Genomic DNA, 21,677 nt, shown 5'->3' with positions numbered 1-21,677 from the left:
TCATCCAGAATTTTTGCCGCCGCCTGTACACTGCCGAACTCCGTTGTCTGGAATTCGCCTGTAGTCACGTCGCAGACTGCAATGCCGTAACCGCTGTTGCTGCTGTAAACGGATAGGATATAGTTATTCTTTGTTTCATCCAGAACGGTATTATCTACAACCGTACCGGGAGTGATCACACGGACAACATCACGCTTGACCAACCCCTTTGCTGCTTTAGGGTCTTCCACCTGTTCGCAGATCGCAACCTTATAGCCTCTTTCCACCAGGCGGGCAATATAGCCATCGGCGGAATGGAACGGCACGCCGCACATCGGGGCTCTTTCTTCCTGTCCCCAGTCTTTCCCCGTCAGGGTGATCTCCAGTTCTTTGGATGCAATGACCGCATCCTCAAAAAACATTTCGTAAAAATCCCCCAAACGGAAAAAGAGCAGGCAATGCTTATAGTTTTCTTTGATTTCAAAGTATTGCTGCATCATGGGTGTGATCTTCGCCATGGATGTCCTTCCTCCTTCTCCTTTTTAGCAAGTATACCCGAACCCCATAAAAGGAGTTCGGGTAATGATAATTACTATTTATTCCTCTGTTTCAAGGAAACGATCAGTGGCAGCCACCGCCGCAGGAAGAGCAGCAGCTGGGATCGCAGCCACCTGCCTGTTCAGGTTCTTCACCTGTCAGTGTTGCTGTGATGATATTGAATACAGAGTTCATGAAGTTATTGAAGTTCTGTTCAGCAACATACAGATCAGCAGCCAGTTTGTTTGTTCTGATTGCTTCACCCATTGTTTTCATTTTTTCGTTGAATTCTCTCTGTTCTTCTACAGGGATACCGCCCTGCTGCATTTTTGCTTCGAAGTCATAGTGCATCTGTGTATATTCTGCTACCAGTTTGGAAACTTCGGGATCTTTTTCATATGCTTCTTTTGCTGCCAGCAGTGCTTCCACCTGAGGAGTTTTCTGCAGTTCTTCGCCCAGTGCTCTTGCCATTTCAAATACTGTTGCCATAATTGTTCACCTTAAATCCTTTCACCAATCAAATAAAATGTTTTGTTATCGATGATTTTTACGGAAACCATCTGTCCGATCAAATCTTCCGTACCGGGGAAATGCACCAGCATATTGTTGTCGGCACGACCCGTCAGGATAGAGCTGTTCTGTTTGCTCACTTCTTCCGCAAAGACCGTCATCACCTTGCCCACCTGTTCTTCGTGAACTTCGTGGACGATAGGATTCAGCACATCCAGCATTCTGTTGAAGCGGTCACTTACCACATCTTCGGGCACCTGATCTTCCATCACTGCCGCAGGGGTACCTGTACGCTTGGAATAGATAAATGTGAAGGCTGTGCTGTAGCGGGCTTCACGAATGACATCCAGCGTCTGCTGGAAGTCTTCTTCTGTTTCACCGGGGAAACCTACGATGATATCTGTGCTCAGAGTGATGCCGGGCATAGCCTCTCTGACTTTGCGCACGATCTCCAGATAAGATTCCTTGGTGTAGTGACGGTTCATACGGCGCAGGATCTCGCTGCTGCCGCTCTGGACAGGCAGATGCAGATATTTGCACACCTTATCACATTCCGCCATGGTTTTTATCAATTCATCGGAAAGATCCTTGGGATGAGAAGTCATAAAACGGATGCGTTCGATGCCTTCCACTTCGTTCACCATACGCAGAAGCTCTGCAAAGGAAACGGGGTTGTCCAGATTCTTTCCGTAAGAATTTACGTTCTGACCCAGCAGCATGACTTCTTTTACGCCATCTGCTGCCAGTTTGCGTACTTCCGCAAGGATATCCTCGGGCGTACGGCTGCGTTCTCTGCCGCGCACATAAGGCACAATGCAGTAAGAACAGAAATTGTTACAGCCAAACATGATATTCACAGACGCCTTGTAAGGGAAATGTCTGATGATGGGCAGGTCTTCCACCACTTCTTTGTGTTCCTGCCAGATATCATATACGGTTCTGTCACTTTCCATACGTGTAGCCACCAGTTCTGGCAGCTTATACAGATTGAATGTGCCGAAAACGATATCAACATGACGGTATTTCTGGCGCAGTGTCTGCAGGACTGTTTCCTGCTGCATCATACAGCCGCAAAGGGCAATGATGGCATCCGGATTCTTTGTTTCCTTGTAATGCTTCAGCCAGCCCAGTTTGCCATATACCTTCAATTCCGCATTTTCGCGCACACAGCAGGTGTTGTAGATGATGAAGTCCGCTTCTTTCTCTACATCTGTCGCTTCATACCCCATTTCCGTCAGCATGCCTTCCAGCTTTTCGGAATCATGGGCATTCATCTGACAGCCCATTGCCAGAGAGTAGAACTTCTTCTTTCTGCCGTTTGCCGCTTCATAAGCATCATTCTGTTCACGAATGGAACGAATATATTCCAGCTGTCTTGCCAGTTCCAGTTCACTGGGTTTGACAGCACTTCCAGCTTTTATTTCCATGTTCGTTTCCTTTCAAAATGCAAACATTTTGTGAAAAGGACATACTTCCCACAATCTTAAATATTTTATCACAAAAGCAAGTCTTTCTCAATGTTTTTTCTGAGAATCTTAAGCAAAAGAAACGATTTCCAGTTCATTGCCATGCTCCCGAATCACACGTAACAGATCCTCGGGAGACAGATATACAGAGGCCGTATTTTCATTGGGATGCACACCGATACGAGGCATTTTTGTAAAGTCCTCATCAAAGAAAACCTCTACGGCACAGTTTTCATCATTCAGTATCCCCAGCGGACTCACTGCGCCCTTTTTCAGCCCCATATATTTTTCCAGACGTTCTTCTGATGCAAAGGAAAGTTTCCCTACGCCCAGCTTTTCTCCCAGTTCCTTCAGATTTGCCTGTTTATCCGCACGGATCACCACAAGAAAATGTCGTTTTCCCTTCTGATCTCTCAGAAAAAGATTTTTTGCAATCTCATCCATACTTTCCAGACCCAGTTCTTCCATTTCTTCGATGGTATAAACAGCTTTATGCTCCACCCATTCAAAGGGGATATTCTTTTCTTCCAAAAAAGATTTTATTTCCTGTTTTCCAAACACGCCTGTCACTCCTTTCAGACATCATTTTAACGCAAATTTGCCGAAAAAAAAGCATTTTTTCCAAGAATTACGAATGTTCATAAAATGTTTACAAACAAGCCATACCAAATTCATATTGACAGATTAAACTAAAGATGTCCTCAGAAAAGAGGCAAAGCAATTAGCATAGTATACATACCCTCCCTTTTTTCAGAGAGTCACTCACCCCCGTGACTCTCTTTTTCTATCTTTCCATATCTTTTTCTGCCCTTCTGTTTCTTTTTTCCACCTCCTGTGCTACACTTTAGAAAAACAAAAATACACAAAACAGAGGTGTTTTTATGGTTCAGCTCCTATCTGATGCAAAACAAATCATCCATCACGCCATCCAAGCTTCCCTGCCCGATGAAGCAGTGAAAAAAGCCATTTGCGGGAAAAGCTTCCCCTTTGAAGGAAAGGTCATTGTCATTTCCATCGGCAAGGCTGCCTGGAACATGGCAAAAGCAGCGGCCGAAAATGTTCCGCACCCCATCGATACAGGCATCGTTCTGACAAAATACGGTCACACACAGGGAGAGATCCCCGGTTTTACCATTCTGGAAGCAGGGCATCCTCTGCCCGATGAAAATACCATCCACGGCACAAAAAAAATCATAGAAGCCGTCTCTGACCTGAATGAAAAAGACATCGTTTTCTTTCTGGTTTCCGGCGGCGGCTCTGCTTTGTTCGAAAGCCCTGCCGGCGATCTGACTCTGGAAGATTTTCTGGATATCACCGATCAGCTTTTAAAATGCGGCGCGGATATCGTGGAAATGAATACCATCCGCAAACATCTTTCTGCTGTCAAAGGCGGCAGATTTGCAGAACTCTGCGCCCCTGCTCAGGTATTCTGCATTGCCCTCAGTGACATTCTGGGAGACAGACCCGATTCCATCGCTTCCGGCCCTGCCTGCGCCGATTCCTCCACTTCTGAAGACGCCTTTGCTGTTGTCAGGAAATACGATCTGCAGCTGACAGAAAAGATGAAAGCTCAGCTGGCTAAGGAAACACCAAAATCTCTTTCCAACGTAACTATGGAGATCACAGGCAGCGTGACTCAGCTTTGCGCTGATGCCGCAAAAGCGGCTGAAGCCCTTGGGTACACCCCCATGATCCTGACAAATATGCTGGACTGCGAAGCAAAAGAAGCAGGCAAATTCCTTGCCGCCATTGCAAAAACCATTCAAAAGGATAGTCTTCCTTTGAAAGCTCCCTGTGCCATCATCTGCGGCGGCGAAACCGTCGTTCGCATCACAGGAAAAGGCAAAGGCGGCAGAAATCAGGAGCTGGCTCTTTCCGCCGCAGAAGCCATCAGTGGTATGGAAGGTGTTGTCATTGCCGCAGTAGGTTCTGACGGCACAGACGGCCCTACAGACGCAGCAGGGGGCATTGTTGACGGAAACACAAAAGCCCGTTTAACAGAAAAGGGACTCTCCATCCCCGCTGTTCTGGCAGAAAATAATTCCAACCACGCCCTCACAGAAGCGAACGCACTGATCCTTACAGGCCCTACAGGAACTAATGTAAATGACCTGTATTTCCTTCTCTGCAAATAAAAATAACCCCGACATCGTCGGGGTTTTCTTTTTATAATGAATTTTTTACAAAAAGTTGCCACAGTATGGCTGCATCGGTCTGTTTTACCAGCCGTTTCTATATTTCAGACATTCATCTGTGATGATGCCTGCTTTATAGTCAACGATTGCTTCTTCGATGATTTCGAAACCACGTTTCAGGTTTTCAGGTCTGATGTTAAGAGGTGGCTGCAGGCGCAGTCTGTTGCCTGCCAGAGAAATAACCAACAGACCTTTTTCGAAGGCACGGAACAGGATCTTATAAGCACCATCTGGGTCTGGAACCATGTTGCCGTTTTCATTTCTCTTCTTGATGACCAGTGCTTTGGACATATCAATGCCGCTGGTGCTGAATGCCACATCGGGATGTTTTCTGCAGATGTCAGCCAGACAGTTGTTCATGATCTTTGTGTTTTCTTTCAGAATATTCTGGAATTCTTCAGACTGCATATAGTCGAACTGCGCAATGCCGGCAGCACAGGAAACTGCGTTACCGCAAAGTGTAAACAGATGAGCAGGTGCAGGCAGAACATCCATCATTTCCGCTTTACCAATAAATGCACCCAGAGGGAAACCTGCGCCGGCAGATTTACCCATGATGATACCATCAGGGATGATGTCATAATGTTCGATAGACCAGAATTTACCGCTGCGGTAGAAACCCTGCTGTACTTCTTCTGCGATGAACATGATACCGTGTTTCTGGCACAGTTCATACAGTTTTTTCATAAAGATTTTGTGTGCAGGCAGCAGACCGGCATCCCCCTGAATGGGTTCGATAATCACAGCCGCTACTTCTTCGGGATCCAGATAAGTATCGAATGCTCTTTCCAGATCGGCTACACATTCTCTTTCGCATTTTGCATCTTCAATTGTTTCGTCATAGAAAGGGAAACAGAAGATATCGGGCAGTGTAGGACCCATTTTCGCACGCATCTTTGTTGTTACCATGGACATGGACATGGAACCGTATGTGCTGCCGTGGTAGCCATTGATGAATGTAATGATTTTGGAACGTTTTGTATAAGCACGGCAGAATTTTACAGCCGCATCGTTGGCGTCAGAACCACAGTTACCGAAAGCAACTTTTACAGGGATTTTACCGGGGTACACGGAAGCCAGTCTTTCTGCATATTCTACCGCAGGTCTGCCATATGTATATACAATTGTATACTGAGAATATTTATCCAGCTGTTCTTTTACAGCATTTGTGATCAAAGGATTGCAGCTGCCCAGATTCAAAGAAGACGCACTGGACAGGAAGTCAATATAGGAGTTGCCTTCTACATCGTAGATCATATCATGGTCAATATGATCGATTGTCATAGGGAAATAGGACAGGTGCTGACAAGGTGCAATGACGCTTTCGTCTCTGTTTACCCATGCAAGATTTGTTTCTTTATTCATTTTACCGTTCCTCCTTTGGCCATTTCAGGCCCTTTTCTTTTGGATCATTGATTGCACCAAAACCGGTGCAATTTATAATCAATTATAGTTGTTTGCTATCGTTTGTCAACCAAAAAAATCGCATTTTTCAGATTATTTTCAGCCCTCTTTATACTGTATACATATTTGTTTCCCATGCATAAAAATTCTTTGTTGTTTTGACCGCCTCTTCTGTGATTTTCCTTTAAATAAAAAACAGACCACTTAAAAGAGTGGTCTGAAATATTCAATATACTTTAAGCAACATCAACAGAACTGTCATCACGACCATGCTGAAAGGAAGCATCAGAGAATTCAGAACGGCTGCCACAGATCGATTGTAGCCACAGCGTTCCGTATAAATGGGCGCAACGCTCAGGATCGGAGAAAAAACGATCACAGCAAGAATCTGTCGATACATCAGCGGCAATGGCAGCAGATAATAGATACCAAGGGCAAACACTACCCCAAGGATCATTCTCAGACTGAAAACTCCCAGCATATCCTTCAATTCGTTTCTGTTGAACTTTGGCTCAAACAGAATACCGATCAGCAGCATGGCTACAAAGGCATTGGCCTGCCCGATCATCCCCGCCACTGTGTAAACAGGTTCCGGCAGAGAAATATGGACTGTGCAAAGCAGGATCATCACCAGATAGGTCACAAAAGGCATGGAAGAAAACAGCGTTTTCAAAATTTCCTTTTTATTTACATTCCCCTTCCCTTTGGAAACCATCATGGCTATGGCAAAGGTAAATCCAAAACACATAATGGCATTGCCCACATCAAACATGCAGACTAAAGCCACAGCCTCCGCCGCAAAAAAACTGGACATGTATGGCAAAGTACAAAGCCCGATATTAAACCCTGATGTATTGATGATATAAAAGGCTCTCTGCTCCGCAGGCTTCTTTCCTGTCACCAGCAAAACTACGGCAATGGCCACAAAATGCACCACAAATCCGATGATGATAGCAATCAGAAAACTGCTGCTCAGCTCCAATCCTTTAAAATTGCTGATGATGGCCATAGGCAGTGTGATCTTCAGTACAATTTTACTGAGTACCCCGCTATCCTCCACAGAAAACAGCCCGATTCTTTTCAAAACAAAGCCCAATGCGATCATAAACAGAAAACCGCAGGCTTTTACCAAAATTGCTTCCATAAAGCATCCTCCATGTAATAGAAAAGGCTCTCATCCGAAGATGAAAGCCTTTGTTTGTATATCTGTGATAAATTACAGAGCTGCTTTTGCTGTTTCAACCAGTTTTGTGAAAGCAGCGGGATCGGATACAGCCAGTTCAGCCAGCATTTTTCTGTTGATGTTTACGCCAGCAACTTTCAGACCATGGATCAGTTTGCTGTAAGAAATTTCGTTCATTCTTGCAGCTGCGTTGATTCTTACGATCCACAGGCTTCTGTATTCTCTCTTTGTCTGTTTTCTGCCAGCGAAAGCGAATGCCATTGCTTTCATTACAGACTGTTTTGCTACTCTGTACTGTTTGGATCTAGCACCTCTGTAGCCTCTAGCCAGTTTCAGTACTTTTTTATGTTTTTTTCTAGCGTTCAGCGCGCCTTTAACTCTTGCCATTGTAAAGTCCTCCTAAAAATAATTCTCGAAAAATAGTCGTTCCTGAAACTGCTGATTAAGCGTAAGGAATCAGTGTCTTTTTGATTTTGTTTTCTACTGTTCTGTCAGCTGTTGTAGCGTGTCTCAGATTTCTTTTTCTTTTTCTGGACTTTTTACCCAGGATGTGCTGAGTATTGGATTTGTTTCTTTTTACTTTACCTGTACCAGTAACTTTGAATCTTTTAGCTGCTGCTTTTTTTGTTTTCAACTTAGGCATTGTATTTTCCTCCTAAAAATGTTTGTGATAGTTTCCTTCCGCATTGCGGATCAGTTCTTTGGTGCAAGGAACATAACCAGGCTCTTGCCTTCCATTTTAGCGGGTTTATCAACCACACCCAATTCGGATGTAGCTTTTGCAAAATCTTCCATGATCTGCATACCTACTTTGGAATGACCGATTTCACGACCTCTGAAACGAATACTGATTTTTACTTTGTCGCCGTCCTTCAGGAATTCATTGGCTTTTTTCACCTTAACCTGAACATCGTGTGTATCGATGCTGGGGGACAGACGCAGTTCTTTTACATCAACTGTTTTCTGTTTCTTTCTGGCTTCTTTTTCTTTTTTCGCCTGATCGAATTTGTATTTACCGTAGTCCATGATGCGGCATACGGGGGGTTTCGCTGTAGGAGCGATTTTTACCAGGTCCAGTTTTCTTTCATCAGCGATTTTCTGCGCTTCTCTGGAAGAAACGATACCCAGCTGTTCACCGTTTTCATCGATCAGTCGGATTTCTTTGTCTCTGATCTGTTCGTTAATCATTAACTCAGTAATGGTAAGCACCTCCCAAATTTACTGTATCCACAAGCTCTTTCTTTACAAAAAAGAAAGCGCCGGAAGAAATCCGCCGCACACAGAAAAACAGAGCTATCCTCTGTTCGAATACTGTATTAACCCTATTTGCTCATGCCATAAGGTGAGAAGCGGAACTTCTTCTTTGTTTACCATAGTAGTATACCATGTGTATACAATCTTGTCAAATACTTTTCCCTGTTTTTTCAAACTTTTTTAATTTGACGTCAACTTCATTATTTTATCGAAAAAGCCTTTCCCTGTCAATAAAAATAAGGCGGAGATCACTCTCCGCCTTAAAATTCTTTTTAGTCCAGAACTTTTGTTTCGATTTCTTCTTTGATTCTTGCAATGAAGTCTGCCAGAGCAACCTGACCTTCTTCGCCGTTCTTTCTGGAACGCAGGGAAACCATATTTGCTTCCTGGTCTTTTTCACCCACAACGATGATGTAAGGTGTTCTTTCGTTTCTTGCTTCTCTGATCTTGTAACCGATCTTTTCTGCTCTGTGGTCTGTTTCTACGCGGATACCTTCTGCATCCAGAGCTGCTGCCACGCTGTTTGCGTAATCTGCGAATTTTTCAGAGATAGGCAGAACTTTAACCTGTACAGGAGACAGCCATACGGGGAATGCACCTGCAAAGTGTTCGATCAGGATACCGATGAAACGTTCGATGGAACCGAAGCATACACGATGGATCATAACAGGACGTTTTTTGCTGCCGTCAGGAGCTGTGTATTCCAGTTCGAATCTTTCGGGCATCTGCATATCCAGCTGGATGGTACCACACTGCCATGTTCTGCCGATGGAGTCTTCCAGATGGAAGTCGATCTTAGGACCATAGAATGCACCGTCGCCTTCGTTTACAACATAGTTGATGCCGTTTTCATCCAGCGCGTTCTGCAGACCTGCTGTGGCGATTTCCCAAGCTTCGTCGGAACCCATGCTGTCTTCGGGTCTTGTGGACAATTCGATATGATATTTGAAACCAAACAGGCTGTAAACGCTGTCAATCAGTCTGATTACGCCGGAGATTTCATCTTTGATCTGTTCTTCTGTCATGAAGATATGCGCGTCATCCTGGTTGAAGCATCTTACACGCATCAGACCGTGCAGCGCACCGCTCTTTTCATGTCTGTGTACCAGACCAATTTCAGCCACACGCATAGGCAGGTCTCTGTAAGAGTGCATATCCTGTTTGTAAACCAGCATACCGCCGGGGCAGTTCATGGGTTTTACTGCATAATCTTCTTCGTCGATCACTGTTGTGTACATGTTATCTTTGTAGTGATCCCAGTGACCGGATCTGTACCACAGTTCTCTGTTCAGAATGATGGGTGTAGAGATTTCTACATAACCATCTTCTTTGTGGATCTGTCTCCAGTATTCCAGCAGTGTGTTTTTCAGAACCATACCTTTAGGCAGGAAGAAGGGGAAACCGGGGCCTTCGTCCAGCATAGCAAACAGTTTCAGTTCTTTGCCCAGTTTTCTGTGGTCACGTTTTTTCGCTTCTTCGATCATTGTCAGGTATGCTTCCAGTTCGGATGCTTTAGGATAAGCTGTACCGTAGATTCTGGACAGCATTTTGTTCTTTTCGGAACCTCTCCAATAAGCACCTGCTACAGATGTCAGTTTGATTGCTTTTACAGTTTTTGTGCTCATCAGGTGAGGGCCTGCGCACAGATCTGTGAAGTCGCCCTGTTTGTAGAAGGAAATGACAGCATCTTCAGGCAGATCCTGAATCAGTTCTACTTTGTAAGGTTCTTCTCTTTCTTCCATGTATTTGATTGCTTCTTCTCTGGGCAGTTCGAATTTTTCGATTGCGATATCTTCTTTCGCAATTTTCTTCATTTCTGCTTCCAGAGCTTCCAGTTCTTCCTGCGTAAAAGCTTTTTCTCTGTCGAAATCATAATAGAAACCGTCAGCGATTGCGGGACCGATCGCGATTTTTGCTTCGGGGTACAGACGTTTTACAGCCTGTGCCAGCATATGGGATGCTGTGTGACGGAATGCAATTTTACCAGCTTCATCTTCGAATGTGCAGATAGAAACTTCTGCATCTTTGTCTACTACATAACGCAGATCTTTTACTTCACCGTCAACGATACCTGCGCAAGCATTTCTTGCCAGACCTTCGCTGATGGATTTTGCGATCTCCAGTACGGATACAGCGTTGTCAAATTCTTTTACTACGCCATCTTTCAGTGTAATCTTCATTGTTTTTCTCTCCTTTTTAGAACATTGATTTCTTGAAAGCAGACAGATATTTTTCTATAAATAAAAAAATACCCTGCATCCACTTTCCTCTACGAAAAGGGACGAGAGCACATACTCCCGCGGTTCCACCCTAATTGTTCCAATAAAACCACTCATTTTCTGACGATAACGGAGTCACCGGGCTGTATTAGAGCCGCTCAGAGGTGGTATTCATACACTTTCCCCGGCAGGATGCTCACAGCCTGTGGAAGTCTTTCGACCTTCCGGGCACCCCTCTCTGCAGCGCGCGGGAAAGGACTACTGTCCTCATCAACGCATTTACAATATCTTGTGTTCATACACATTGTTAATTATACCATTTTGTAAAGTCCTGTCAACAGTTTTTTCTAAATTTGTTCCGCGTGATTTTACAGATGTCCTTATACAAAGAACAGTTCAGAACCATTTTTTCTTACGAAAAAACAGGATCCCCGCCCCAATGCAGAGGATCGTAACAACAGTAACAAAAAAATAACCATGTGACCATCCGTATTCCGGCATATCAAAATTCATGCCATACCAGCCAACGATCAGTGTCAATGGCAGAAAGATCGTTGTTACTACTGTGAATATCTTCATAGTCGTATTCAGACTGATATCCACTTCTGCCTCATAACTTTCCCGCACCTGCGTTACGCTTTCCCGCATATTCAGCACATTCTGAAATCGGCGCTCCGTCCTGCGGTAAAGCATGCGAAAAGACCGCATAGTTTTGCTGTCAAAAATGTCATTCTCATTTTCTATCATCATATCCAACACATTCATCATCTGTTCATAAAATTTCTTTAAAACCATCAGCCGCTTGCGCAGATCAACGATCTCCGGCACACAGTCTCTTTTCCCTTCTGTGATCAATGCCTCCTCCAGACACATGATCTCCCTTTCAATCGTTTCAAATGCAATATCATCCTTTTTCGTGATCTCATCTAAAAACGCGTAAAGCAGCCTGTCCTCTGCCACCTTATCCAGTAGCTCGCCAACCAGTTTTTCCATTCCCTCTTTTTTGGATGTAAAACATACCAGCCGATCCTTTTCCAGATAAAAAAGTACGCTCCCTCTGCTCAGAAGCAGATTTTCATAATCCAGCATTTCCACACTGATGCAGTCAAATCCTTCAAAGGAATCATATCTTGCATATCCAAAATGGCGCATTTCTTCCAGAACTTCCTGCGGCAATCCGCTCTTTTCCATTTCTTCATAAGAATATACTTTTATCATACCCTCGCTCCAATCTTTCCTTTATTTTCTCAATAACTATGATATAATATCCAGAGATTTTTACATACGAAAGAAGGTTTTTTATGCGATTAAGCAAACGAGTAGGAACATTCACCGACTCTGTCATTCGCAGAATGACAAGGATCAGCAATGAATATAATGCCATCAATCTCTCTCAGGGGTTCCCTGATTTCGCCCCTCCCAAGGAGCTGATGGATGTTCTGGCAGAGATCGCCCATCGCGGCCCTCATCAGTATTCCATCACTTTTGGCGCCAGAAACCTGCGGGAAGCTCTGGCAAAAAAACATGGCAGGAAAATCAGCAGAACCGTTGATGCAGAAACAGAAGTTCTGGTGACCTGCGGCAGTACAGAAGCCATGATGTGTACCATGATGACCATCTGCGATCCCGGGGATAAGGTTATGGTTTTTTCCCCCTTCTATGAAAACTACGGTACGGATGCCATCCTTTCCGGCGCAGAACCCATCTATATCCCACTGGTGCCACCCAGCTACGATTTCGACATCAGCCTGATCGAAGATGGTTTTCGTCAGGGCGCAAAGGCCATCATCGTCTGCAACCCCTCCAACCCCTGTGGTAAGGTTTTCACTTACGAAGAACTGGAAGCCATCGGCAGACTGGCTGTAAAATATGATGCCTTTGTCATTACTGATGAAGTTTATGAATATCTGGTCTATGAACCCCACAGACACATCTGTATGGCATCTCTGCCCGACATGTATGAACACACCATCACCTGTAACTCCCTCTCCAAATCCTATTCTATCACTGGCTGGAGACTGGGTTATCTGATCGGCCCCGAAAAAGTTGTGGATGCAGCAAAGAAAGTACATGACTTCCTAACTGTCGGCGCTCCTTCCCCTCTGCAGGAAGCAGCAGTCACTGCGCTGAACTTCCCTGATTCCTATTATGAAGGACTGAAAGCCCTTTATACGGAAAAACGCCAGTATTTTCTGGAGGGCTTAGATCGCATCGGTCTGGTGCATAATGTACCACAAGGTACTTATTTCGTTATGATCGATATCAGCGAATTCCTTTCCATGCCCTACTTCCACAGCTGGACAGATCTGGAATTCTGCGAATGGATGGTCAGAAACATCGGATTAGCAGCTGTGCCCGGTTCCAGTTTCTTTAAAGAAGATGTGAACCATCTGATCCGCCTTCATTTCGCCAGAAGCAAGGAAACGCTGGACGAAGCTCTTTCCAGACTGGCAAAATTAAAAGATCCTGAATGGATGAATACCGTTCTGAAAAAATAAGAGAAACAAAAAATCCACCGGAAACATAACTATTTCCGGTGGATTTTATTTTACAACACTTTCATCAGCCGAGGCGAACCATATCCTCAATCCCAATCGAAAGGACTGTACCTTTTGCTTCTGTCTTCATACCATGGTTGCTGTTGATAGCTTCCATGATGGCTTTTCTTTTTTCGGAAGGAGATACGATCGCAATGATTTCTTTCTCCATCTGCACCGTAATGCCATAAAACTCTTCGGTGCTCTCGCTTCCTGCCCAGCGGGCATGTATGATCGTACCACCGCGAGCGCCTGCTTTTCGGGCAGTTTCCATCACTTCTTCCGTAAAGCCCTGATTCACTGTCACCAGAATCATGCTGTTTTCCATTCCTTCTTCCACCATCGTATCCTCCCTTCCCGTTTCTTCTTTTACAGGCATCAGAAGAGCCAGTGCCAAAATGTGGCTTACTGCGCCTATCTTCATGTCAAAAACAATCCCCTTCGAACGAGCACTGCTTCGCAGCTCATTATTGAGATCACGCATTAGCCGATTGACCAGTGTCGCCTTGCCCACACTGAAGATCACATCTTTATCCTTGCTGTCCAGACCAAGAATATCCATAATTTCAGATGTTGCCGTGCCAATTCCGGCACACTGAAAATGATGGGTGATCTTCTGCCCATTAAACAGGTCTATCATATTTCTGCCCTGTCCCCGTTCTACAATGGAGACGATCAGTTTCAGGGGTTCCATTGGTACAGACTTCATTTTCTCACCTCACATCATTTCAGTCAAAATACAGGATATCATCTTCCAGCTGATTCAGCTGAACCTGAATAAAGCGGCGATTAGCTTTTTCTCTCATCTGCGTCAGAAGCCCCATTCCCTGAATGGTGATCAGTGGTGTCATTGCTACCATGGCAACGATACCAAATGCATCTGTCATGATATTGCCGCCAAGAGCTTCACAGGCCCCCATAGCAAAAGGCAGAAGGAAAGTTGCTGTCATCGGGCCGGAAGCAACGCCGCCGCTGTCAAAAGCAATACCGGTAAACATATGGGGTACAAAAAATGTAAGCACCACTGCCACCGTATAACCTGGGATCAGGAACCAGAGGATAGAAATCCCGGTCAGAATACGCAGCATGGCAATGCCCACGGACACACAAACCCCAACAGACAGGGCGTTCTGCATCATCTTTGCTGTAACCAGACCATTGGAGATCTCTTCCACCAGCTTTGTCAGCACATGTACGGCAGGCTCTGCTGCAACGATAAAATACCCAATGATCATACCAATAGGAACCAGCATCCATGCATGGGCACTTTCTGCGATCCCTGCACCGATCAACTGACCAACAGGCATAAAACCGATATTTACGCCGCACAGGAACAGACTCAGACCCACATAGGAAAACACAAACCCAACGGCAATTTTTCCAAGCTGATGATGCTTGTAACGTCTAAAACAAAACTGAAAGGCAATAAATACCAATACGATCGGTATCAGTGCAATGGCTACCTCATGCAGATATTCCGGAATAGCATGAGCAAATAATGCAGCTGCATCTTTTGTTGTCCCTACCAGAGGAACCTCCGTAGGAGAATACAGTGCATTATCCGGTTTATAAAACACCCCCAGCAACAGAACTGCCAGAATCGGCCCCACGCTGCACAAAGCGATCAGACCAAAACTGTCCTCTCTGGAATTTCTGTCGCTTCGCAGGGTCGCCATACCGATCCCCAAAGCCATAATAAAAGGAACGGTTACAGGCCCCGTCGTCACGCCGCCGCTGTCAAAGGAAACAGGCACAAAATCTGCGGGGGCCAGAAATGCCAGACCAAAAACGATAATATATAACCCAACCAGCAATTTTGCCAAGGGAATATGGAACAGGATACGCAGCTGGGAAACCATCAGGAAAATACCTACTCCCGCCGCCACTGCAAAAATCAGTATCTTATTGGGGATCGCCGGCACCTGTTCTGCCAGAACCTGCAGATCCGGCTCCGCAATGGTAATGAGCATACCTAAAATAAAGCAAACCGCCAAAGGGCCGCCTACATTTTTTGCTCGGCTCATTTCCACACCGATCCCTTCCCCCATAGGCATCATGGAAATATCCGCGCCAAGTGTAAAGAACCCCATACCAACGATCAGAAGCAACGCTCCAAACAAAAACAGCACCAACGCCCCCGATGCCAAAGGCATCAGTGTGATGCTCAAGAACAATACGATCGCTGTCAGCGGCAAAACAGAAGCCAAAGATTCAAATATTTTTTCTTTTAATTTTGAATGACTCACCAAACGCATCCCCCATTCCGCATATCTGTGATAAGACAGCCTTATTTTTCTCCTGAAACACTTCATTTTCAGCATTTTTCTATATTCTACCATTTTAGTAGTATTTGCGTCAACTTATGTTAAGAAAATTTAACGCTCTCTTTTATTCTCCCGAAAATATTTTTAGCCTGCATACCGCAAAAAAGCCATTCAGAGGATCCTCCGAATGGCTTTTGATTGCACCATATAATATTTTTATTTCTGATTAGGCATATCCCATGCTTTATGATCCGTATGGAGCAAATGATGGGCTTTTTCTCCCAGAGGTTCTCCTAAGAACTCCTGATACAGTGCCTGTACATCAGGATTTTCATGGGAGAAACGCAGAGGATTCTTGGCATCCAGTTCGTACAGTCTTTCCCCACGAACACCATACAGTTCTTCATCCTCCACAGAAATGGGCTGACCGCCGCCGCCAACGCAGCCGCCGGGACAAGCCATCACTTCCACAAAGTCATAATGAACCTTGCCTTCTTTCAGTTTTTCGATCAGCGTACGGGCATTGCCCAGACCGCTGACAACAGCGCAGCGAACAGGGATCCCTGCAACTTCGTATGTCACTTCGCGCAGACCGGGTTCTGTGCGGACATCCTTGAAAGCATCGGGATCAGGGTTTTCCCCTGTCATTACAAAGGAGGCTGTACGCAGAGCAGCTTCCATTACACCGCCGGTAGCACCAAAGATCACGCCGGCACCAGTATGTGTTCCCATAGGAGAATCCACAGGTTCTTCCGCAATGAAACGAGGATCCAAATTATCCGCACGCATCATGCGTACCAGTTCTCTTGTGGTCAGAACGATATCCACATCGGGGCCGTATTCCCCTCTCATAGTAGGCAGTTCCGCCTCTGCTTTTTTCGCCACACAGGGCATAATAGAAACGCAGCAGATCTTTTCGGGTGCTACGCCCAGTTTTTCAGCCAGCCAGGATTTGGCAACGGCACCAAACATCTGCTGAGGAGATTTTGCTGTGGAAAGCTGGCTGGTCAATTCTGGATACTGGCTCTTCAGAAAACGAACCCAGCCGGGACAGCAGCTGGTGAACATAGGCCAGCGCACCAGTGCGCCGCTTTTCAGACGGTGCAGGAATTCATTGCCTTCTTCCATAATCGTCAGGTCAGCAGTAAAGTTTGTATCATAAATATAATCAAAGCCCATACGGCGCAGAACAGCAGCCATACGTTCCATGGTCGCTTCTTCGCGGCTCAGACCAAAATATTCGCCCCAAGCAGTGCGCACTGCAGGTGCTACCTGTACCACTGTGATCTTATCCTTTGCAGCCATAGTCAGACGAACCTTCGCAGTATCGTCACGTTCTCTCAGGCCGCCTGTGGGACAATGAGTGATACACTGACCGCACAGCGCACATTCGGAATCCTTGATAACTCTGTTGTCGGATACATCGATACGGGAACGGCTGCCTGTACCGGCCAGATCCCAGATCCCCAGAGTCTGCACTTTTTCACAAACCTGAATACAGCGCATACAGCTGATGCATTTATTAAAATCACGGTACAAAGGAAATGTTTTTGTCCACTGGCTTCGCACGCCTTTATGGAGCTGGGTTTCGAAAGGAATTTCGAACAGACCCAGATCATTGGAAATATTCTGCAGCTGACAGTTCCCACTGCGTACACAGGTGGAACATCTGCAGTCATGCTGAGACAGGATCAGCTGCACATTGGTACGTCTTGTGGTTCTTGCACGGGGAGAATTGGTATGTACTACCATACCTTCTTTTACGCGGTTGTTGCAGGCCGTTACCATGGCCCTTTCCCCTTCCACTTCTACGCAGCAGACGCGACAGGCTGCGATCTCGTTGATATCTTTCAGATAGCACAGAGAGGGGATCTGGATATTGACAGTTTTTGCTGCCTCCATGATCGTAGTGCCCTTGGGCACCTGTACACTCTGGCCATCGATGGTCAGTCTTACCATTCTGTGTTCCTCCCTCCTCTGAAGCTGCCGAAGCCGAAATGATCACAGCGCAGACAACGGCTGGATTCCTGCTTCGCTTCTTTTGCACTCATACCTTCTACGACCAGATCGAAATTTCCCTGACAATCGGGTGTACAGTGGCTTTTCAGATTCACACGGCCACAGGGAGGTGTATTTGTCAGATGTGCTGCAGGCACTTCCACATCACAGCTGATCTTATGATCAAAGCCCAGATAAGCATCAATATTGGCTGCCGCAACCTTCCCTGCCGCAACGGCACGGATCACGGTAGAGGGGCCGGAAACCGCATCACCGCCGGCAAATACGTTATCCACATCCGCAACGGAAGAAGTATCCTCCGCCTGGATCATACCCTTGAACGTCTTGATACCAATAGCTTCAAAAGGACGGGCATCGATCGCCTGACCGATGGCAACGATCACATAGTCACATTCAATTCGGAAATCGGGCACATCCGCAGAAATAGGCTTGGGTCTGCCGTCTTTGCCGTAGGGGCCGATGATCTGAGGTGTTGTCCACAGAGCTGCCACCTTGCCTTCCGCATCCTTTTCAATGCGGGCAGGTGCCTGCAGAGGCAGGATCTGACAGCCTTCTGCCATTGCTTCTTCAATTTCTTCTGCCAGAGCAGTCATATCATCCACACGACGACGATATACACAGGTTACACTGGCTGCACCCAGACGTTTTGCTGTTCTTGTTGCGTCCATGGAAACGTTGCCGCCGCCGATAACGCAGATCTTTTTGCCTGTGAAATCAGGTGCATCGCCTTCGCCGATGCGGCGCAGCAGACTGACTGCACTGACAACATTAACAGCATCTTCCCCTTCAATGCCCAATTTTTTATCGTTATGGGCACCAATGGAGATATATACTGCATCGAAACTTTTCTGGATGTCTTCCATAGATACGTCCTTACCGATGGAAACATCTGTAATCACTTTGATACCGGAAGAAAGGATATGATCGATATCTCTTTCCAGAATATCATGGGGCAGACGATAATCAGGGATCCCATAGCGGAGCATACCGCCCAGCTGAGGTCTCTGTTCGTAAACAGTTACTTCATGACCCATCTGTGCCAGATAATAAGCCGCAGTCAGACCACCAGGGCCGCCGCCGATGATCCCTACAGTTTTTCCTGTCGGTGCAGCCGCTGCAGGCGCTTCCATCGGTTTTGCATGATCCACTGCAAAACGTTTCAGGCCACAGATATTCACGGCATCATCTACCATACTTCTTCTGCACTGAGATTCACAGGGGTGCTCACATACATAAGCACAGGAAGAAGGAAAAGGATTATCCTTACGGATCAGTTTCACTGCATCATCATATCTGCCATCACGCACCAATGCCACATAGCCGGGCACATCCACATGGGCAGGGCAGGCAGATACACAAGGCACAGGATGGCTCAGGGAAGAGATGCAGCGTCCATGCAGCAGATGTTCTTCAAAATCCTCACGGAAACCGCGGATCCCGCGCAGTACCATATGGGCACCTTCGTAGCCAATGGCACAGTCAGCGGAATCGGCAATTACTTTTGCTGTTCTTTCAATCGTATCAATGGTCTCCAATGTAGCATCCTGATCCAATACTTTTTCGATCAGATCTGTCAGCTGACCCAGACCGATACGACAGGGTACACATTTCCCGCAAGTCTGGGCATGGCACAGGCGAAGATAGCTCAAAGAGATATCTACAGGGCACAGTCCATGGGCACTGGCACTGATACGGCGTTCCATATCCTGATGCAGGCCATCCAGAACATTTTGGGCGCGTCCGGGTGTTTCAATCGATAAACGGCTCATAGTTCTCCTTCTTTCTCTCTAAAATATAACAAAAAAGCATTATCCGAAGATAATGCTTTTCATAACCTTCTGTTTGAATCTGTCCCTCAGCGGATGCGGTTGGGAAAACCAACTTTACGCTGTACTTTTGTCAATGTTCTGTCTGCCAGACGACTTGCTTTTTCTGCACCGTCTTTGATGATCGCATCCAGATAATCTTTGTTTGCTTCCAGTTCTTTTACACGTTTCTGTACAGGTTCCAGATCTGCAACAACTGCTTCACCAACAGCTGTTTTAAATGTACCATAACCCATACCGGCAAATTCTCTTTCTGCTTCGGGAATCGTTTTGCCTGTTACAGCACAATAAATGCTCAGCAGGTTGGAAATACCGGGTTTGTCTTCCGCGAAACGAATTTCATTATCAGAGTCAGTCATCGCCCGTTTCATTTTGTTCATGATCACTTTGGGATCATCCATCAGTGTAATGATGTTATTCTGATTTTCATCAGATTTGGACATTTTCTTTGTAGGTTCCTGCAGAGACATAACTCTTGCACCCACCTTGCCGATATATGCTTCAGGCACTTTGAATGTATCGCCATATACACCATTGAAACGCTGTGCCAGGTCTCTGGTCAGTTCCAGATGCTGTCTCTGGTCTTCGCCAACAGGCACCAGGTCTGTCTGATACAGCAGAATATCCGCCGCCATCAGTGTGGGATATGTGAACAGACCCGCATTGATGTTATCTGCATGCTTGGATGCTTTATCTTTGAACTGAGTCATTCTGTTCAGTTCGCCCATATAAGTGTAGCAGTTCAGGATCCAGCCCAGTTCTGCGTGCTGAGGTACATGGGACTGATAATACATGATATTTTTTTCAGGGTCAAGACCAACAGCCAGATACTGCACCAGCAGGTCTCTTGCCTGTTTGCGCAGTTTGACAGGATCCTGACGTACTGTGATTGCATGCATGTCTACGATGCAATACAAACAATCATATTCATCCTGCAGTTTTGTCCAGTTTTTCAATGCCCCCAGATAATTCCCCAGTGTGATCACACCGGAAGGCTGCATACCGCTAAAAATACGTTTTTTCTGTTCCATAGTATTGTTCTCCTTCTTTTTTCAGATCTCTTTACAGAGCTTATTTCTTTTCCTTATAATCTACATCGATGCAGCCGGGATCTTCGGGTACAATAAACACACATGCAACATACGCAACAACACCGATAAAGAAATTCATCAGCGTGCCCAATACCCAAAGCAGGCGGACAATGGTGGCATCTGCACCAAAATATTCTGCAATACCGCCACAGACCCCGGAAATCTTTACATCGTTTTTAGATCGATATAACTTTTTATTCATAGGAAAACCCTCCTTATTCTTCAGCTTTCTCAGCTTTCAGCATATCATTTTCACAAAAACTAAAATACTGATTTCCCCCAATGATAATATGGTCTATCACATCTACCCCAAGCGGCTGCAGCATCTTCTTCAAATGTCCAGTGATAAATATATCCTCTGATGAGGGCTTTACACTGCCATTTGGATGATTGTGACACAACAGCACACCCGTTGCTTTATATCGCAGTGCCTTTTCTGCAATCAATCTGGGACTGATGTAAACATCATTGATCGATCCCTCTGAGATCTTTGCTGTATGCAAAATCTGTCTGCGGCTATCCAGACAAATGGCATAAAAACGTTCCGTAGGACGAAATGCCAGGAGCATCTTGCAATATTGTGCCGAACGGGTAATAGAAGTCAGGGCCGGCTTCTGTTCTATTTTTTCTTTTTCATATCTGCGCACCAATTCATGGAGCAGGGAAAGGAACACGGCACTCTTCATTCCTACGCCAGCCGTTTTGGAAATTTCATAAGGATCTGCTTCTATTAAATTAGAAATCGAACCGAATTCATCTAAAAGATGGTGGGCAATTTCATTGGTATCTCCTCTTGGAATGGTACCATAAAGAAGCATTTCCAAAACTTCGTGGGTGGCTAGACCATCCGCGCCCTCCTGCAGAAATCGAGCCCGCATTCTTTCTCTATGACCATCATGAACTTTACTCATTAGATCACACCTTTTTTTCCATAAAAGCGATCATCTCCGGCAAGCCGCCGCCATAGATCACTTCCAGAAGGGCATCCAAACGGGAAAGAGCCAATTTTGCCTCTCTGTCCGTAATGATCCCCTCTTCCAACGCTTCCGCGATTTCTCCCAGATCCACCACTTTCACAAATCCATCCTCATAGATGATAACATCTGCCAGAAGATCTGTAAAAACATAAAAATTTTCTTCCTGATTGTATGTCGTATCAATGATATCACAATAATAGTAAACCAGCTCGTCGT

At 45.6% G+C, this 21,677-nt stretch carries 20 protein-coding genes, 1 pseudogene and 1 other annotated feature; of the genes and pseudogenes, 2 read left to right on the top strand and 19 right to left on the bottom strand.

Annotated elements, in window-relative coordinates; genetic code table 11:
* From ACJMLT_RS01180 to ACJMLT_RS01165, 4 genes and pseudogenes are all read right to left on the bottom strand, one after another.
* Positions 1 to 497, bottom strand: a pseudogene (locus ACJMLT_RS01180) (DNA mismatch repair protein MutS); the annotation flags it as partial.
* Between the two features lie 103 nt (positions 498 to 600).
* Entirely contained in the window at positions 601 to 1,005 is a 405-nt protein-coding gene (locus ACJMLT_RS01175; RefSeq protein ID WP_405725345.1) for a YlbF family regulator, read from the bottom strand.
* 11 nt (positions 1,006 to 1,016) lie between these two features.
* Positions 1,017 to 2,453 (bottom strand): tRNA (N6-isopentenyl adenosine(37)-C2)-methylthiotransferase MiaB, encoded by a 1,437-nt coding sequence (miaB, locus tag ACJMLT_RS01170; protein WP_405725342.1) that lies wholly within the window; start codon positions 2,451 to 2,453, stop codon positions 1,017 to 1,019.
* Between the two features lie 108 nt (positions 2,454 to 2,561).
* Entirely contained in the window at positions 2,562 to 3,053 is a 492-nt protein-coding gene (locus ACJMLT_RS01165; protein ID WP_405725339.1) for a prolyl-tRNA synthetase associated domain-containing protein, read from the bottom strand.
* A 320-nt stretch (positions 3,054 to 3,373) separates the two neighbouring features.
* Here ACJMLT_RS01165 and ACJMLT_RS01160 point away from each other — a divergent pair, with 320 nt between their 5' ends.
* Positions 3,374 to 4,627, top strand: coding sequence for a glycerate kinase type-2 family protein (locus ACJMLT_RS01160; protein WP_405725336.1), 1,254 nt, complete (start codon positions 3,374 to 3,376; stop codon positions 4,625 to 4,627).
* Positions 4,628 to 4,711: 84 nt separating this feature from the next.
* On the opposite strand, the gene ACJMLT_RS01155 is transcribed toward ACJMLT_RS01160, so the two are convergent.
* From ACJMLT_RS01155 to ACJMLT_RS01125, 7 genes are all read right to left on the bottom strand, one after another.
* Complete coding sequence (locus ACJMLT_RS01155; protein ID WP_405725333.1) at positions 4,712 to 6,052, bottom strand: aspartate aminotransferase family protein; 1,341 nt, start codon at positions 6,050 to 6,052, stop codon at positions 4,712 to 4,714.
* Positions 6,053 to 6,317: 265 nt separating this feature from the next.
* Positions 6,318 to 7,235, bottom strand: coding sequence for an AEC family transporter (locus ACJMLT_RS01150; protein ID WP_405725330.1), 918 nt, complete (start codon positions 7,233 to 7,235; stop codon positions 6,318 to 6,320).
* Between the two features lie 72 nt (positions 7,236 to 7,307).
* A complete protein-coding gene (gene rplT, locus ACJMLT_RS01145; RefSeq protein WP_290715424.1) occupies positions 7,308 to 7,661 on the bottom strand; it encodes a 50S ribosomal protein L20 in 354 nt (117 codons plus the stop codon).
* A gap of 55 nt (positions 7,662 to 7,716) precedes the next feature.
* Positions 7,717 to 7,917 carry a 50S ribosomal protein L35 gene (gene rpmI, locus ACJMLT_RS01140; protein WP_405725327.1) on the bottom strand — a complete coding sequence of 67 codons (201 nt, stop codon included), beginning with the start codon at positions 7,915 to 7,917 and terminating at the stop codon, positions 7,717 to 7,719.
* Positions 7,918 to 7,967: 50 nt separating this feature from the next.
* The gene (infC, locus tag ACJMLT_RS01135; RefSeq protein WP_405725324.1) at positions 7,968 to 8,462 is read right to left on the bottom strand and encodes a translation initiation factor IF-3; all 495 of its coding nucleotides are present in this window, start codon (positions 8,460 to 8,462) and stop codon (positions 7,968 to 7,970) included.
* Positions 8,463 to 8,516: 54 nt separating this feature from the next.
* Positions 8,517 to 8,644 (bottom strand) — a sequence feature (ribosomal protein L20 leader region).
* A 156-nt stretch (positions 8,645 to 8,800) separates the two neighbouring features.
* Positions 8,801 to 10,708, bottom strand: a complete 1,908-nt coding sequence (thrS, locus tag ACJMLT_RS01130; RefSeq protein ID WP_405725321.1) for a threonine--tRNA ligase — start codon at positions 10,706 to 10,708, stop codon at positions 8,801 to 8,803.
* A gap of 435 nt (positions 10,709 to 11,143) precedes the next feature.
* Positions 11,144 to 11,965, bottom strand: a complete 822-nt coding sequence (locus ACJMLT_RS01125; protein ID WP_405725318.1) for a magnesium transporter CorA family protein — start codon at positions 11,963 to 11,965, stop codon at positions 11,144 to 11,146.
* A gap of 83 nt (positions 11,966 to 12,048) precedes the next feature.
* Here ACJMLT_RS01125 and ACJMLT_RS01120 point away from each other — a divergent pair, with 83 nt between their 5' ends.
* Positions 12,049 to 13,245, top strand: coding sequence for a pyridoxal phosphate-dependent aminotransferase (locus ACJMLT_RS01120; protein WP_405725315.1), 1,197 nt, complete (start codon positions 12,049 to 12,051; stop codon positions 13,243 to 13,245).
* A gap of 64 nt (positions 13,246 to 13,309) precedes the next feature.
* On the opposite strand, the gene ACJMLT_RS01115 is transcribed toward ACJMLT_RS01120, so the two are convergent.
* From ACJMLT_RS01115 to ACJMLT_RS01080, 8 genes are all read right to left on the bottom strand, one after another.
* Entirely contained in the window at positions 13,310 to 13,993 is a 684-nt protein-coding gene (locus ACJMLT_RS01115; protein WP_405725312.1) for a hypothetical protein, read from the bottom strand.
* Between the two features lie 19 nt (positions 13,994 to 14,012).
* The gene (locus tag ACJMLT_RS01110; protein WP_405725309.1) at positions 14,013 to 15,539 is read right to left on the bottom strand and encodes a DUF1538 domain-containing protein; all 1,527 of its coding nucleotides are present in this window, start codon (positions 15,537 to 15,539) and stop codon (positions 14,013 to 14,015) included.
* Positions 15,540 to 15,764: 225 nt separating this feature from the next.
* A complete protein-coding gene (locus ACJMLT_RS01105; RefSeq protein ID WP_405725306.1) occupies positions 15,765 to 17,507 on the bottom strand; it encodes a [FeFe] hydrogenase, group A in 1,743 nt (580 codons plus the stop codon).
* Positions 17,501 to 19,336, bottom strand: a complete 1,836-nt coding sequence (locus tag ACJMLT_RS01100; protein WP_405725303.1) for an NAD(P)-binding protein — start codon at positions 19,334 to 19,336, stop codon at positions 17,501 to 17,503. Before ACJMLT_RS01100 ends, ACJMLT_RS01105 begins: the two co-directional genes overlap by 7 nt.
* A gap of 86 nt (positions 19,337 to 19,422) precedes the next feature.
* Positions 19,423 to 20,424 carry a tryptophan--tRNA ligase gene (gene trpS, locus ACJMLT_RS01095; protein ID WP_405725300.1) on the bottom strand — a complete coding sequence of 334 codons (1,002 nt, stop codon included), beginning with the start codon at positions 20,422 to 20,424 and terminating at the stop codon, positions 19,423 to 19,425.
* 40 nt (positions 20,425 to 20,464) lie between these two features.
* On the bottom strand, positions 20,465 to 20,686 hold the full coding sequence (locus ACJMLT_RS01090) for a PspC domain-containing protein (protein WP_405725297.1): 222 nt from the start codon (positions 20,684 to 20,686) through the stop codon (positions 20,465 to 20,467).
* A 13-nt stretch (positions 20,687 to 20,699) separates the two neighbouring features.
* Positions 20,700 to 21,395 (bottom strand): RadC family protein, encoded by a 696-nt coding sequence (gene radC, locus ACJMLT_RS01085; protein WP_405725294.1) that lies wholly within the window; start codon positions 21,393 to 21,395, stop codon positions 20,700 to 20,702.
* Between the two features lie 4 nt (positions 21,396 to 21,399).
* A partial coding sequence (locus ACJMLT_RS01080; RefSeq protein ID WP_405725291.1) for a DUF402 domain-containing protein occupies positions 21,400 to 21,677 on the bottom strand: 278 nt, incomplete at its 5' end.

Origin of the sequence: Anaerotignum sp., from assembly GCF_045122575.1 — a bacterium.
In the GTDB taxonomy this organism is placed as follows: Bacteria; Bacillota; Clostridia; order Lachnospirales; family Anaerotignaceae; genus Anaerotignum_A.
This window is presented reverse-complemented; position numbering and strand designations above follow the sequence as displayed.

Excerpts from the sequence above, each read along its gene's own strand:
- ACJMLT_RS01120 (WP_405725315.1), top strand. The coding sequence starts at position 12,049 with ATGCGATTAAGCAAACGAGTAGGAACATTCACCGACTCTGTCATTCGC.
- rpmI (WP_405725327.1), bottom strand. The coding sequence starts at position 7,917 with ATGCCTAAGTTGAAAACAAAAAAAGCAGCAGCTAAAAGATTCAAAGTT.
- rplT (WP_290715424.1), bottom strand. The coding sequence starts at position 7,661 with ATGGCAAGAGTTAAAGGCGCGCTGAACGCTAGAAAAAAACATAAAAAA.
- ACJMLT_RS01110 (WP_405725309.1), bottom strand. The coding sequence starts at position 15,539 with ATGCGTTTGGTGAGTCATTCAAAATTAAAAGAAAAAATATTTGAATCT.
- ACJMLT_RS01115 (WP_405725312.1), bottom strand. The coding sequence starts at position 13,993 with ATGAAGTCTGTACCAATGGAACCCCTGAAACTGATCGTCTCCATTGTA.
- ACJMLT_RS01155 (WP_405725333.1), bottom strand. The coding sequence starts at position 6,052 with ATGAATAAAGAAACAAATCTTGCATGGGTAAACAGAGACGAAAGCGTC.
- ACJMLT_RS01105 (WP_405725306.1), bottom strand. The coding sequence starts at position 17,507 with ATGGTAAGACTGACCATCGATGGCCAGAGTGTACAGGTGCCCAAGGGC.
- ACJMLT_RS01100 (WP_405725303.1), bottom strand. The coding sequence starts at position 19,336 with ATGAGCCGTTTATCGATTGAAACACCCGGACGCGCCCAAAATGTTCTG.
- ACJMLT_RS01125 (WP_405725318.1), bottom strand. The coding sequence starts at position 11,965 with ATGATAAAAGTATATTCTTATGAAGAAATGGAAAAGAGCGGATTGCCG.
- ACJMLT_RS01160 (WP_405725336.1), top strand. The coding sequence starts at position 3,374 with ATGGTTCAGCTCCTATCTGATGCAAAACAAATCATCCATCACGCCATC.
- radC (WP_405725294.1), bottom strand. The coding sequence starts at position 21,395 with ATGAGTAAAGTTCATGATGGTCATAGAGAAAGAATGCGGGCTCGATTT.
- infC (WP_405725324.1), bottom strand. The coding sequence starts at position 8,462 with ATGATTAACGAACAGATCAGAGACAAAGAAATCCGACTGATCGATGAA.
- ACJMLT_RS01175 (WP_405725345.1), bottom strand. The coding sequence starts at position 1,005 with ATGGCAACAGTATTTGAAATGGCAAGAGCACTGGGCGAAGAACTGCAG.
- thrS (WP_405725321.1), bottom strand. The coding sequence starts at position 10,708 with ATGAAGATTACACTGAAAGATGGCGTAGTAAAAGAATTTGACAACGCT.
- ACJMLT_RS01090 (WP_405725297.1), bottom strand. The coding sequence starts at position 20,686 with ATGAATAAAAAGTTATATCGATCTAAAAACGATGTAAAGATTTCCGGG.
- ACJMLT_RS01150 (WP_405725330.1), bottom strand. The coding sequence starts at position 7,235 with ATGGAAGCAATTTTGGTAAAAGCCTGCGGTTTTCTGTTTATGATCGCA.
- trpS (WP_405725300.1), bottom strand. The coding sequence starts at position 20,424 with ATGGAACAGAAAAAACGTATTTTTAGCGGTATGCAGCCTTCCGGTGTG.
- miaB (WP_405725342.1), bottom strand. The coding sequence starts at position 2,453 with ATGGAAATAAAAGCTGGAAGTGCTGTCAAACCCAGTGAACTGGAACTG.